This window comes from Dendronalium sp. ChiSLP03b (genome assembly GCF_034531165.2).
Classification (GTDB): Bacteria; Cyanobacteriota; Cyanobacteriia; order Cyanobacteriales; family Nostocaceae; genus Dendronalium; species Dendronalium minutum.
The window spans coordinates 63,190-77,596 of sequence record NZ_JAVRBR020000075.1 but is presented as its reverse complement, the minus strand read 5'-3'; the positions used below and the strand labels follow the sequence as shown (position 1 = coordinate 77,596).

10 protein-coding genes and 1 pseudogene are annotated in these 14,407 nt (G+C 37.0%); 4 read left to right on the top strand and 7 right to left on the bottom strand.

Annotation, left to right across the window (positions count from 1 at the left end):
* Nucleotides 1-1,571: 1,571 nt before the first annotated feature.
* From RMY31_RS19180 to RMY31_RS19170, 3 genes and pseudogenes are all read right to left on the bottom strand, one after another.
* The gene (locus tag RMY31_RS19180) at nt 1,572-3,101 is read right to left on the bottom strand and encodes a response regulator (RefSeq protein WP_322658967.1); all 1,530 of its coding nucleotides are present in this window, start codon (nt 3,099-3,101) and stop codon (nt 1,572-1,574) included.
* 17 nt (nt 3,102-3,118) lie between these two features.
* On the bottom strand, nt 3,119-3,712 hold the full coding sequence (locus RMY31_RS19175; RefSeq protein ID WP_409878096.1) for a sensor histidine kinase: 594 nt from the start codon (nt 3,710-3,712) through the stop codon (nt 3,119-3,121).
* 75 nt (nt 3,713-3,787) lie between these two features.
* Nucleotides 3,788-4,675: pseudogene (locus RMY31_RS19170) on the bottom strand (PAS domain S-box protein); the annotation flags it as partial.
* Between the two features lie 770 nt (nt 4,676-5,445).
* Here RMY31_RS19170 and RMY31_RS19165 point away from each other — a divergent pair.
* Complete coding sequence (locus RMY31_RS19165; protein WP_322658969.1) at nt 5,446-6,099, top strand: hypothetical protein; 654 nt, start codon at nt 5,446-5,448, stop codon at nt 6,097-6,099.
* A gap of 66 nt (nt 6,100-6,165) precedes the next feature.
* Here RMY31_RS19165 and RMY31_RS19160 read toward each other — a convergent pair whose 3' ends face one another.
* The 3 genes from RMY31_RS19160 to RMY31_RS19150 form a co-directional block, all read right to left on the bottom strand.
* Nucleotides 6,166-8,061: a hypothetical protein gene (locus RMY31_RS19160; RefSeq protein WP_322658970.1), complete on the bottom strand. Its 1,896-nt coding sequence runs from the start codon at nt 8,059-8,061 to the stop codon at nt 6,166-6,168.
* Between the two features lie 616 nt (nt 8,062-8,677).
* On the bottom strand, nt 8,678-9,652 hold the full coding sequence (locus RMY31_RS19155; RefSeq protein WP_322658971.1) for a polyketide synthase dehydratase domain-containing protein: 975 nt from the start codon (nt 9,650-9,652) through the stop codon (nt 8,678-8,680).
* A gap of 350 nt (nt 9,653-10,002) precedes the next feature.
* Nucleotides 10,003-10,233, bottom strand: coding sequence for a hypothetical protein (locus RMY31_RS19150; protein WP_322658980.1), 231 nt, complete (start codon nt 10,231-10,233; stop codon nt 10,003-10,005).
* A gap of 742 nt (nt 10,234-10,975) precedes the next feature.
* Here RMY31_RS19150 and RMY31_RS19145 point away from each other — a divergent pair.
* Complete coding sequence (locus RMY31_RS19145) at nt 10,976-11,299, top strand: hypothetical protein (protein ID WP_322658972.1); 324 nt, start codon at nt 10,976-10,978, stop codon at nt 11,297-11,299.
* 215 nt (nt 11,300-11,514) lie between these two features.
* Here RMY31_RS19145 and RMY31_RS19140 read toward each other — a convergent pair whose 3' ends face one another.
* A complete protein-coding gene (locus tag RMY31_RS19140; protein WP_409878095.1) occupies nt 11,515-11,691 on the bottom strand; it encodes a hypothetical protein in 177 nt (58 codons plus the stop codon).
* A gap of 227 nt (nt 11,692-11,918) precedes the next feature.
* On the opposite strand from RMY31_RS19140, the gene RMY31_RS19135 reads away from it, so the two are divergent.
* Complete coding sequence (locus RMY31_RS19135) at nt 11,919-13,112, top strand: ABC exporter membrane fusion protein (protein ID WP_322658973.1); 1,194 nt, start codon at nt 11,919-11,921, stop codon at nt 13,110-13,112.
* Between the two features lie 112 nt (nt 13,113-13,224).
* The gene (gene devC / locus RMY31_RS19130; RefSeq protein WP_322658974.1) at nt 13,225-14,397 is read left to right on the top strand and encodes an ABC transporter permease DevC; all 1,173 of its coding nucleotides are present in this window, start codon (nt 13,225-13,227) and stop codon (nt 14,395-14,397) included.
* The last annotated feature ends 10 nt before the right edge of the window (nt 14,398-14,407 follow it).

The window sequence follows — 14,407 nt, the reverse complement described above, 5'->3', positions numbered from 1 at the left end:
AAGCAAGATTCTGAAACTTTGATTGAGTCAAGCTTTGAGCCTTTATTTTCTAACAGTAACTAAAATTTATAGCCAAAACTTAGAAATTAAAGCCTCGAAAGGCTTTCAGCGATTGGGTTCTCCCAAAGTGATAAAAGAGGGGTAAGGTCGAAACTGAGTGGAATTGTAGGCGACCATTATCATCCCTTTTATCCACTTATTAGTTGTGTTGTATATTTCATCAATTTGGATGCTTATAAAAAAGAAGACCCTGGTTTTTTCGCCAGGGTGCATACACGTTTTTCAGGCATTAACAAACCGAATCATAACCCCCCAAAAAGTTTATTTCCCCTATCTATAGATGGATAAGATACAAATAATATTTATGGTAAGTGTAGTGATTTTACTGCGTGCTTTATATATGAAAGCTTAGCTGTTTGCTAAGCTTTCATATATAAAGCCATTTTTTGACCTAAAGTCGATTTATACTAAATTTTTTTAATTTATTTTTTATATATTTATTGATTGCAAAAAATTAGATGACTAACTGTTTTTATATAAAAAAGGCTTGGTTTTTAGCCAAGCCTATAAATACCAAGAGTTTACCATATATTGTTACTTTAGACATGCTATGATTTGAGTACATCTATCTATAGATTGTAACCAAATATCTTGAAAAATGATAAAGGGCTATCTAAATATTTAAATATTTTGATTGAGACAAACTAGATATCAGTTCAACTTTCAACAATATAATACCAGTAGTTGAATACTTACTATATTCAATTAGACTAATTTTATTGTTTAATTGGCGAGTAAAATGTATAATTCTTTATAAGAAGATAGCTTGTAAACAAGCTAATTCTTTGTTTCAATACCTATATTGTTTCACACATAACCAAGTAGCCCAGAATAGATTTAGTTTGTAATTATACTGCTGTAATTGCAGCTAGTTATTCAACTTATACCTCAAAAAAAAGGCTTGGTTCACCACCAAGCCTAAGTAGAAGTAGAATCTATCAGAACAATTTAGCTATTGAGGTTGAGTGATTCATCATCCAATAGGTGGATGTAAAAATATATATTAGTTAATATCTCGTTCTTTTATCACTCATAAAAAAGGTCTAGCTAGCGCTAAACCTCTATAGAAAGCAGTTATTCGACACACCAGAATTAATGTAGAGCTACTCTTACTTTAGGGCATCTTCCTAGAGGATGTGTCCAACTAGTCTCTAATATGATAAAGCCTTACATTGATAAATTGTGCGGGAATTGAAGAAGAATTCAGAAGCTAGAATAAAGAATTCAGAATCAATTAATGGGGGATTCAGACCCGCTGCTCATTGTAGACGCTAAATTCAAGATTTAGCGGGTGTATTAAAACTACTTATTCATCTGCGACTTCGTATAGAATTCAGTATGAATTCTGACTCATGAACGCCAGTTGACGGCAGTTGCTACAACGGAGGGAACCCCACGCCTCTTGTAAACTGGCATTAAGAATCAACCAAATGAGAGTTTTTTCATCAGCACTAAATTCCAGTATTTATAGATGTTGACTGATAACTGCGAACGAGTTGAAGCAGGATGGTTTATTGATTGGAATTACCTAAATCAGTTAATGCGAGGGTAAACGTTGTCCATCCGTCGCTGCTTTCAACTTGAATGCTTGCTTGCAGTTGTTCGACTAACTTCTTGACTATGGCTAGTCCTAAACCTGTACCACCTTGATTCCAGAAGTCGGTATTTGGGACGCGATAGAATTTTTCAAAAATCCGCGGTAAGGCTGCTGCGGGAATTTCTGCTGAATTGCTGACAGTAATGATAGTTGCTGGGGGTGATTGAGAAGAGTTGTGATACACGCTTAAGATAATTTCACCACCGGCGGGGGTATACTTGCAGGCATTATTGAGCAATTCTGCCAAGATTCGTTCTAAGCTATTGCTGTCTGAGAATAGCGTTGGTAGATTCAAGGGTAAATTAAGCTTTAGAGTTTGCTGACGTTCCTGAACACGGGCTTGAAACGGCTCGATCGCCCAAAGTAACCACTGTTGTAGCACGACTGCATCGAAGGTAAGGGGGAGAGATGATGAAGTTTGCAGTCGTTGTAAATCTAATAAATCGTTGATTAGATCCATTTCGCGATCGCACTCGGCTTCCATCAGTTCTAGATAACGCTGAGCTTCTTCAGGTGTGGCAGATAGTTGTAGCATTTGTATCATCACCTTCATGTTGCTAAGAGGCGATCGCAATTCATGGGAAACTAAATTCAAAAAATCATTTTTAAGTTGATTAAGTTCTTCCAATTGTGCTACCAATTGCTCTTGCTCAATTTGCTTTTTACGAGCCTCTATCGCCTTTTTGCGTTCAGTAATGTCCCGAAATATCAATACCGCACCTGTAATATTATCTTTGTCATCTTTAATCGGTGCAGCACTATCATCAATTGGTATTTCTATACCATTTCTAGTAATTAGAATAGTTTCTATCGGCAATCCCACGATAGCACCGTCTTGAAGGACTTTTTTTATAGGGCTTTCAATAGGATTACGAGTTTCTGCATTTGCAATATTGAATATTTCTGATGAATTTTTACCAAAAGCTTCTTCCTGTTTCCATCCGGTAAGATTTTCAGCAACAGTATTCATAAACGTTACTGATTCTTGGATATCACTAGCAATCACTCCATCACTGATACTTTTCAAGAGTGTATTTAGCCATTTTTGGCTGGTTTTTAATTGCTTTTCTAGTCTATGTTTTGTCAGTGCTATTTCAATATTAGTTTGGAGTTCTCTTTCTTTAAAAGGTTTGAGTAGATACCCAAATGGCTCTGTAACTTTGGCTCGTTCTAAAGTATGGTCATCAGCATAAGCAGTTAGATAAATTATCGGTATATCTAAATGCTTGTTAATTTCTTCGGCTGCTTGTATACCATCCATTTGACCTTTTAATCTAATATCCATTAACACTAAATCTGGACGAATTTCTAGTGCTTTCTTAATTGCTTCCTGTCCTGATGAAGCAATAGCAGGAACTATATAGCCAAATTTTTTTAATCTATTTTGTAAGTCTTTAGCAACAATAGCTTCATCTTCCACAACCAAAATGCTTGTGTTGGTCATATGTTATTCCTATATATTTATATTATTGGAAATGTTATTTGGAATTCTACTCCGATGTCGCTGTTAATATTTATATTTCCTGCGAGTTGGCTGGCTAAAGCATCTACTAATTGCCAACCTAATGATGCTACATCTGTAAAATTGAAATTTGATGGTAAGCCAATACCATTATCTCTAACATTTAGTAAAATTTCACCTACAACAATTTCCCTGATTTCGATGCTAATTTCGCCTTTTCTACCTGCGGGAAATGCATATTTTAAAGAATTGGAAACAAGTTCATGGATAATTAATCCACACGGAATTGCTGTATCTAATCCTAGTAAAATATGTTCTTCAATATTGATATTGAGGGCGATCGCACTTGCATTTCTTTCGTATGAAGTACATAAACTTGCTACCAAATCTTGAACGTATTCACTGAAGTTAATTTTTGCCAAGTCTGGCGATTGATACATTTTTTCGTGAATCAAAGCCATTGATGCAATGCGCTGTTGGCTCTGTTGGAATATTTCTATATCTTGTTTGTCTTTGATATATTCCGATTGCAGACTGAGCAGACTGGAAATAACCTGCAAATTATTTTTGACGCGATGGTAAACTTCTTTCAAGAGTACTTCTTTTTCTTTGAGCGATGCTTGGAGTCGCTCCTCTGACCGCTTGCGTTCGTGTAATGCCGCTTGTCGTTCGCTAATATCTTCGACAACTGCAATAAAATACTTTGGCATCCCAGAAGGTTCGCGCACTAAAGATACGGTGAGATTAGTCCAGACTATGGAACTATCTTTGCGTAAATAGCGCTTTTCCATGGAGTAAGTTTGAATATTACCTGCTAATATCTGGTTAACGTATTGTAGATCGGCTTCCAGATCGTCTGAGTGGGTAATATTCTGGAAAGTTAGTAACTGTAGTTCTTGAGGTGTGTAACCGACAATATCGCAAAGCCTCTGATTAACTAATAACCAATGTCCATCTATTCCTACATGGGCAATGCCAACAGCAGCTTGATGAAATGCAGCGCGAAATCGCTGTTCGCTTTCCCGTAATGCCTCTTCTATTCGCTGACGTTCAGAGATTTCTGCTTGTAGTGATTCATTAATTTTTGTTAGCTCTGCCGTTCGTTCTTCAACCTTGTTTTCTAATTGGTCGAGTAAGTTGCTTAAAGCTTCTTCTGTTTGCTTACGCTCACTAATATCAGTATGTGAGCCTACCATCCGCACTACATTACCATTGTCATCCCATAGTGCTTGACCCCGATCTAAAATCCATTTGTAAGTGCCGTCTTTACATAAAACTCGATGCTCGTTGATGTAAAACGGTGTGATTTTGGCAAAATGATCTTGAACTGTTTTGGTTACGCACTCAACGTCGTTGGGATGCACTCGTGTAACCCTTTCATCTAAATTGTTGGAAATCTCGTACTCTTCATATCCGAGCATTTCCTTCCAACGAGGCGAAAAGAACACTTCATTTGTTTTAACATTCCAGTCCCAAATACCATCATTATTCCCGCGCAAAGCTAACTGCCAGCGTTGTTCGCTTTCTCTTAGCACCTCCTCAGTTCTTTTGCGTTCAGCAACTTCCTTTGCTAGTTGGTGATTAGCTTCCTCTAATTGGGCAGGACTAGGCAGAGCAAGTGCTTGAGGGATTAATGACACTAGTTCTAGGGCTGTAGATATAGAGACAAAGGCAGTAATTGCTTTAATCAATCCTGATAGCCAATAGGTAGGATGCCAAAGCGTCCACACATCCATAATGTGAGTTGTGCCGCAAGCAATAATGAATGTACCAAACATGAGGAAAATCCAGTCGAATGGCACATCTGGTCGTTTGCGGACAAAATAGACCAACATAACTGGAATCGAATAATAGGCCAGTGTAATTAGCGAATCTGAGACGACATGCAACCCCACCAATTCTGGCTTCCAAAGGTAGCAATGTCCATGAGGAACGAACTGGCTAGTAAAAAAAAATTATGTAAAAATTCCGTCATAAAAACCTAATTTACGGTAAGAGTCTTCACTTAAGGATAAAATGTGAAGGAAATTGTGAGTCTAATTTACGACCAAACCTCAAAAGGTATGTAGACCCCTTATCCTTCATGCTTTTTTGAACTAATTAATCAGCTTATTAGCTTGATACTATGATTTATAGTTATTAATGTATCCTGAGTGCTTGGTTATTATAACCGTAAATATTCTGACATATATATTCAATTACATAACTAACTTAACAAAATTAATACCGTTATTTTACTTAATCAATGCTACTCATCATATAGAGTCTATGCAAAATGCGGTTAACTCAGTGTTTCAGTCCATAACAAAAAATTCCCCAAGAAGCCATGTCTGTTGACCCGCAACTCCGTGTCTACGGCCTGAAAATTAAAAAGTGGGTGCAAACTGCTCAAGAACTTCGTAGCCCAAATATCAGGTTTGCTCTACCTATCACTCGATTAACTAGTATCAAAAGTCTTTGCCGGGATGAAGTTGCCACCGAGCAATTTGCTCTTCACTTCTCAAAACGCGTTCAACAACAAATGGACAGTGCCGACTGTCCCAGTAATCTCAATTTGGAAGAGTGGGAGATTCATAAAACTTTAATTGCTGATGCCATTGCTCAGATGGAGTCTTATCTTAAAACTCCCACTCTTGAAGGTAAGCAATCCCTCTGGAAGCTATTGAGGCAAATCGATCAGCTGCAAGGAGATGATTACCGTAATGTCTCTTGGACTACTGTACATTTTGTCAAGAGCGGCAACTTACTTAAAATAGATTATGCTATTCGCTGTTTTGTTGAGCGAGATTTTACCCACTATGCTTATAAACTAGCTAGAGAGCTTGTAGAAGGCTATGAGCCTCAATATGGAACTGGGTTAATTCCTGAATCCGTTCCGATGCTGCTAGAAGTTGCTGATTTTTGGTGCGAGTACTATTTTAAAGAAAATTTGGCACAGAAGTTTATTAAATTAATAGAAAAAGCACCAAGTGGTAATTAAAAATCAAAGCTAAACAAACATCTTTATTGTTTATAGAATTACCTCAACAAAATTAGATCTGTGGGTTTAAGCGATTAACTCTCGTTTGCTCATTTGAACTCCGCGATCGCTCAGCTTCTTATTCAGAGAAGCAAAATGTTTTTCACCTAGTCCAATTTGCCCTTCTGCACATCCAGCTTTTAACCTTGAAACTAAATATTCCAAATCATGGGCGATGAAACTTGTGCCGCGATCGGGTTCTACCAAACTAATTAAGTTCAGATTTCTTAGTGATTGATTCGCTAGACTTGAAATTCTCAAAAAATTGAATATTCCAGATTTATAACTTCCATAAGGTATTGAAGAATTGTGAACTCCAATACAATATTCATTCGACTTAAACCATTCAAATGCTGGGTACCCATGGAAATGAACAATTGGCGCACCATTTCTAATTATTTCTGGTACGTACAAAGCTGTAGCAAGACTCATAGCAAGCATTACATAAATATCATAAGATGGCTTAATATCTACTAATTCAGAATCTAGCCCCTGTGGTAACTGTAGTAATAGCCTATCTGTCAAACCAATTCTGAGAATGTCACTTTCAAGACTCAAATTTGTTTGATTTGAGCCAGGACGAGTGCTTAAAATCCAAATATCAGGAATCTGTTTGAACTTATATTCTCCTCGAATCTGAGTTTTTAAATATCGTCTACCTATTGAATTTTGGCGGACTTCGTTAGTATTGAATTCTGCAATGGGATATAAGCTTTCCCAATCTCTCTCAGTTATCTCAAGTTCACCAATATAATGTGGTGGTTCAGCATAAGCGAAAAAGCTGTAAGAAAGACCAGATCTGCTATTAGCTATATCTCTATGAGAGTTTGTTCTGATTACCTCATTCAGCTTTGAATCGGAAGTAAATAAATTTATGTCTGCAAGATGGCTATTTAAGCTAACTAGTTTTTTTGCATAATTAGACTTCTGGAAATTAGATTTTCCTATTTTAAATTTGTTCAATTGCAGAGGCAACATAGAACTGTAGACTTTAGGAATTAGTGATTTTGATACAAAGTTATTTATTTCATACTTAGAAAATACATAATCATACAGATTGATATCAAAAATCGAAATTTGAGAAGAAGAAACTCCAATCGCGATTTGTGAAAATGTTTTGGCTAAAGTATTCAAGCCAATCTTCATCTTTTTGTAGTAGGGAGTTTGCCAGTTAACAAATTCTCGGTCTAAGTCTGTGATGCTAATTACTTGAGTATTAGTTGCATCTTCAAGATACTTTGCCACACATTCTTCAGTGCAACTAATTAATCGAGCTTTTTCTGAATTCAATGTTTTTTGGTACTTTAAAAAAATGTAAAAATAGATTTGATAAAGCTTATTTACTAAAAATTCCTTCGCACGACTGCTGAAAGAAGGTAACCTATCGACATCGATTACAGCATTAATTTCTGTTTTGACTACCCTGGCTTTGATATTTTTTGTCCAATTAATAAATGGTATTTTTATTGCATAGTATAGTTCTTTTGTAGCCTGTTTCCAAGGTTGAACTTTCACTCCATATGAGAGCATTTGCTGTTCTAGCTCTGTTCGAAATTTTGTAATTTCTTTATTCTTGTATCCCTTTGGTAGAGGTCTAAAAGTAACAGTTAATCTTTGAGCCATGAATTTAGGATCGATAATTGTTTGTTGGCGATCGCTAGGGAATTTTTCGTCAACTTCACCAATTAAACGACCAATTGTTTTTAAACTTAAACTTTGAGCAAGTTGTACATTAGAATAACTCTGATATAGATTGCGATCGCCACGCAGAAACGCCACAATTTCTGGCTTGTGTGCAACTATTTGTGCCTTAATGTCTGGAGTTAATACTCCTTTAGGAGAACGAACATTTAATGTTTCGTTCTCAACCCAAATATGTACGCCTTGTTGCTGAAGATCGGTCAAAATATCGGTTGTATTCATAGGTTTTGTTCTTTGTTGAGGATATGGTTAAATCTATGGAACTAAAAGTTAAAACAGTAATTTAGCGCAAACTTCTAAATAGTTAACTTCTGGGGATTCAATACGTACTTGCTGAAAAACTTATTTGCAGACTTGGGTAATAGTTGTCTCATCAAGATCGGCTTACTTGAAAGTAATAGCATGAATGACTGCATAGATGCGATCGCGTTTTGTTGGGTGTATCGTAGCGCTTAACAGAAATGACTAAAACCAAATAGCCTTCAAGCTTTCTTTGTTCAATAATCACCTCATAATTTGCAAGCATTTATACAGCTGTAGACTTGCTAAAAGCTGAAAAGTAATTACATCAATTTGAAAAATGAAGGCAACAGAAAAATTTATGAAAAGCGATTACCACTAATTATTTCATCATCCAAAATCTGTCTTGAAAAAACTACCAAGATCGGACTGCCGATGCTCCTACGTAGCTACCTTTGACGCTCGTACCCCTGCGGGGAAGCAAGCTACGCGTAGCTCTCTCCTTGGGTTGGGAGAAGACTCGCTAACGCTGCGCTATCGCAACCGCCAGGATTGCGACTGGCTCAACTTTTCGCGAAATCTAAAATACCAAATAGTATTACTTATGCTTTAATAATTGCCTAGACAAAACAATTGCTTTAGCTCCCAAGACGCGTGTGTATACCTGTCCTTGCCGATTGTGGGTGATGTAATTAGCAGTTACACTACTTTTCGTTTTTTGTCTGATTTCACAAGAAACATAAAAAGGTTCGTCGTATGGTGTAATTGCGAACTGTTCCGATTGTCCTAACTGTACAGGCAAACAAACTTTCTGATGTAAATGGCTTAACCAAATCCACAAAGCATGGGTACTTAAATCAGCCGTATAAGGATTGTACCATTTTATAGGAAACTGTCCTTGTTGCTCGGCTGTGATTTCTTGCCATAAACATTCAACAGTAATTTTTTCAGGACTAATATTTAAGACTCTAGTGATTTTTTGAAATGCTGAACCATGAAATAACGATAAATCTCCATTTTGATAAAAATTTTTACTAGTGGTGATGATGTTATCCTCAGCAAGGTTCACCGATTCATAAATGGGAATAACTGGTATTTCTCGCATTATTTTGATTGAAGCACGGAAATGATAAGAAATTTTTCCTTCGGTATTTATACTCGAAATCGTAGTTTGAAATTCGATAGATTCAAAATGGCTTTTAGAAACTTCCTGCAACTCTAAAATATATTCGCTTGCTAGAGTGTCATTAAAAATGACTCCTTTTAATACCTTGAAATCTCTGGCAATAGAACATCTATAACCTGGATATAGTGCTTCACAAGCATTAATCATCCAAGACAAGGCACAGGTGGCTGGTAATACTGAATAATTAGCAATAACATGATCCAGCAAAAAGGGATTTTCAATCAGTGAGATGCGACGATGGATACTATAGGTTCGTAGCTCCGATTCTAAAGGTGCAGGAGTTAAAATGAGCGGCTGATTAATAACATCAGCAAAGGCATTTTCTTCACACTGCACATATGGAACTTTAATTTTGTTGATAATTGTTTGGGTATTTTTATCAGACATAGTTTTCTTTAATTATATGAGCTTGAGCAAAGCTTTTTCAGAATTATTTGCTTCATATTGCACTATACAAATTTAATGAAATTATCTAGTATTAAGTAGGAAACGTAAAGTATAAATGATGCAAGATAACCTGCGGATAAATCTGGTGGCTCAAAAAAAGATACTTTACGTTTCGTTATGCATCCATCGGATAAATTTGAAAGTTTGTATTCCTGATGAGAAGAAAGAAGAAGTGTAAATCTTATAGTTATTTCTTTCTCATCCTTTATTCTGCCATTTGCGCTTATGTTAGACTGATTACTTATCTATGGCAACTAATATGCAACTTAAATGCAATTCAAATTAATCCTTCACCCTTGATCTTTCAGTTGACGCTGAGCAGCAGCTAATAGCTTTTGTTCAAGCTCACTAATGCTTATTCCAAGCTCAGAGGCTGTTTTGTTTTTCCATTCTTCTAGCTCAAAATCATGATAATTGAGCCATTCATGCACTGCAAGGCGGGCCATCTCAGCTTTGCGAAGAGTCTGGCGAGCTGCATGAAAAATCAGCCGATGATTATCAAAGCTTGGCAATGAAAGCATGAATCGCTGTAGTTTCATTTTCTCCAAAATCTTTAGGGGGCGATCGCTATCACTTACATAGCTGTTAAAACTCTTATCTATTAATATCTCATATAGCGTAAAATTATTATCAAAGTTGCATATAAATTGCACAACTTTTAATTTAAAACTTACTAAAAAGATATTTGTTTTAAGCATTTAGCCTAGTTTTAAATTTTTTACAAAAAAATACAATTGATTTTTAATATAAACCAGACATCTATCAAATAGCTGATTTTTTTAAAATTTTATTTTTTCAAAGTAAATTAAACTGCAATGTAAAATTAGCCACTTAAAGCTATACCTCTAGAATGAAAATAAATGAGACAAAATAACTATACAACGACCAAATCATTAATTTTGAGTTGATGAATAACGGCGGGGACATAATACTGTGTATACTTATTCAACTAGCACAAGTATTCTCTAAATTTTGTATTCAAAATACCACTTTTTTGATGATTAAATTTGTTGCATATGGGTTGCAATTGAGTATCAATTAGTTTATTGTGTGTCATTGAATAATGTAACTCCATATTGCTCGATAAGTGAAGAGTGGAGATACAGAGGTAGGGAAAATATAAATATAAATTCACCTTATTACCTCATCATTCCTTCCGCTCTAAACTGTACAGTAGAGCAATGCAACTTAATGCGATGACACCGTGCTGCATAAAGCGTTCTGCATAATTTGATTGACACAAAACTATAAGGGCTTGCTGGCATGAGACTATCTGAGCTAGATCCACTCATACCGCTAACTGAGTTAAGAGAAGAACTTCTTAAGTTGCCAAAAGGCTACTCTTTTTATGAAGAAGAACTAGTAGATTTCTTATCCCGACGAAGGTGGCCTGAAAGTAGTCGCCGCATTGACCGGACAACTTTCTGGCGCTGGAGAAATGACAATGGAATTGAACATCAAAAAGTATTCAGTCGATTGGATATTTTGAAACTCTGCCAAATTTGCGATCACTACCGAGTAGATGGAACTCGCAGTGAATACTTAGCAATCGTTAAAAATAAAAGAGAGGTAGTGCTTAACAAATAAAAATATATTTTGTTAGATAAATCAAGTACTAAATGCCTCTACTGAAGCCGATTCTGCTAACGGATTGATGGATACTGTTTCGATAGTTCCATCATCCGAGCTTTTCAACTCATTGTCATGTACTGGACGAGGAGTCAGGAGGCAAGAGTTATTCTCCTTGTCTCTCCTTCGGGTGACGCTTGCAGGCTCGCTAACGCAGTCGCCTGATACCGCTTTTAACCTGCGGGAAGGTTTCCGCCTACAACGGGGGTAACCTCTTCCGGGTTCGGCAGTCTTCCTGACGCTCGGTCGCGTAGCCTCTTACGCCACTTGACGGCAGTTGCTACAACGGGGAGGCAGGCGCGTGGGCGGGTTTCCCACGCCACTTGCCACAACGGGGGGAACCCCCGCAACGCACTGCCTCCTCCACTTGGGGTTCCCCGGCTTGTACTCCTTCTCCTACGAAGACGCTAGCGCGAATGGAGAACCTGCAGGGTAGCAAGTAGCATCCAAGACGGGGGCTGCCTCACCGCACAGAAGTGGCTCCAGAGGCAAACCCTACCAAGAGCGCTGTCTCACCTTGTCCCCTCACTCCCCACTCAGCGAGTCAAGAGACATCGCTAACTTAGAAAAGACAATTATGGTAAATAAACAAAGGCAGTCATTTACAAAACCTTTAGGTTGGTGGTCGATAATTTTGGTAACTGCTACGGCTATAGTGACTGGTGCAGTTTCTCTCTACAGCCTTTCAAGATTTCATTTGGCCTCTAAATTACAGACTCCAACTGTTCCAAGCAATTCTCCTATCATGACGGCTGTTGCTGCTTTAGGACGTTTAGAACCTCAAGGAGAAGTTATTCGTCTGTCTGCTCCTGATTCCCAAGGGGGTGTTCGAGTTGCACAACTGTTAGTAAAAAAAGGAGATTGGGTGCGTCAGGGGCAAGTAGTTGCAATTCTTGACAGTTATTATCCCCGTCTTGCAGCTTTAGAAAAAGCCCAAAAGCAAGTGTCAGTTGCTCAAGCTAGCCTTAACCAAGTCAAAGCAGGGGCGAAAGCTGGAGATATCTCTGCACAAAAGGCAACAATTGCTCGCTTAGAAGCTGAGATGCGCGGAGAAAGTGCTGCACAAAAAGCAACAATTGCTCGTTTAGAGGCAGAGTTTCGTAATGCTGAAAGCGAAAATCAACGATATCAACAGTTATACAAAAACGGTGCAATTTCAGCTTCTGATTTAGACACTAAACGTTTGCGAGTCGAAACTGTTCGACAGCAGCTCAATGAGGCTGAAGCTTCTTTTAACCGCACTGTAGAAACTATTCAAAAGCAGTTAAAAGAGGCTATAGCCAAGCTCAAGAGTATCGCTGAGGTTCGTCCTACCGATGTGCAGGCAGTACAAACTAGTGTTGAGAGTGCAAAAGCATCAGTTAAACAGGCTCAAGCAGACCTAAATTTAAGTTCTGTACGATCTCCTCTCAATGGTCAAGTCCTGAAAATTAATACTTGGCCTGGAGAAATTATTAGCAGTATGGGAATAGCTGAATTAGGTCGCACACAGCAGATGTATATAGTAGCAGAAGTCTATGAAACTGACATCAAAAAAGTGCGTTTAGGTCAATCTGCCACTATTACTAGTGATGCTTTTTCAGGGACGTTACGGGGAACAGTCACAGATATTGGTTTACGAGTTGGCAAACAAAATATCTTCAATAACAATATACAAGCAGACACAGATAATAAAGTAATTGATGTGAAAATTCGTATCGATAGCCAAGCAGATAATCAGCAAGTTAATGCTCTTACTGATTTACAGGTGCAGGTATTGATTGATATATAAACTTCCAAAAACAGTTGTATTAACTCAATTAAACTATTGATAATTGACTATCAACAGTGAGCGATCGCGATCGATTATTTTGTCACTAATCTGTATCACATGAGGTTTTAAGATGATTCTCAATATACCTCTAGCTTGGCTACAATTATCCCGACAAACATCTCGTTTTCTTGTAGCTTTAGCTGGAATTGCTTTTATCGCCGTTTTAATGTTTATGCAAATTGGTTTCCAAGATGCGCTCTATGTCAGTGCAACTAAACTGCATAATAACCTACAAGGAGACTTATTTTTAATCAGCGCTCAATATAAATCTTTAACATCAAATCAAAGCTTTTCCCGCTGGCGTTTATACCAAGCATTAGGCTTTGAAGGCGTAGAATCAGTTAGCCCTTTATATATGCAATTTGCCAAGTTGAAGAATAGAATTAATGGTTTAAAGTTTCCAATGTATGTAATTGGTATCGACCCAGTAAAATCAGTTTTTACAATGTCAGATGTCCAGGAAAAATTAAAATTACTACAAATTCCCAACATGGTTTTATTTGACCGTGCTTCAAGACCGGAGTTTGGAGCGATCGCTAAAGAATTCGAGCAAGGAAAATCTGTGAAAGTTGAAATATTCGGCTATCTTGCATTCGTTGGCTATAAAGTTCAAGTTGGTGGCTTATTTAGCTTAGGGCCTTCTTTTGGAGTAGATGGAAATTTAATTGTTAGTACCTCAACTTTCCTCGCAATATTCCCAGATCGTCCAGTACAAAATATAGATATAGGCATAATTAAACTTAAACCTGATGCTAACCCTCAAAAAGTTTTAGCAAATTTGTCAGCCAAGCTACCTAAAGATGTGAAAGTTGTTACTCGCCAGGAATTTATTAAAATGGAAAAAGATTATTGGACTCTCAGAACACCGATTGGGTTTATGTTTTACTTAATGGTGTTTATGGCATTTTTTGTTGGTGTAGTTGTGATTTATCAAATTCTTTATAGCAATATCTCTTCTCATTTAGCTGAATATGCAACTTTAAAAGCAATGGGGTTTAAAGATAAATACTTATTGATTGTAGTTTTTCAACAAGCTTTAATTTTAGGAACTCTAGGTTATATTCCAGGTTTTGCCATATCTATATGTTTGTATGATATTGCAAAAAATATGACTCAATTACCAGTTGCTATGAATATACAAAAGGCAATTCTAGTATTAACATCGGCAATTTTAATGTGTTTAGTTTCTGGATTTTTATCTACTAATAAATTACGTAAATTAGACCCAGCAGATATTTTTTAGATTGACAAAA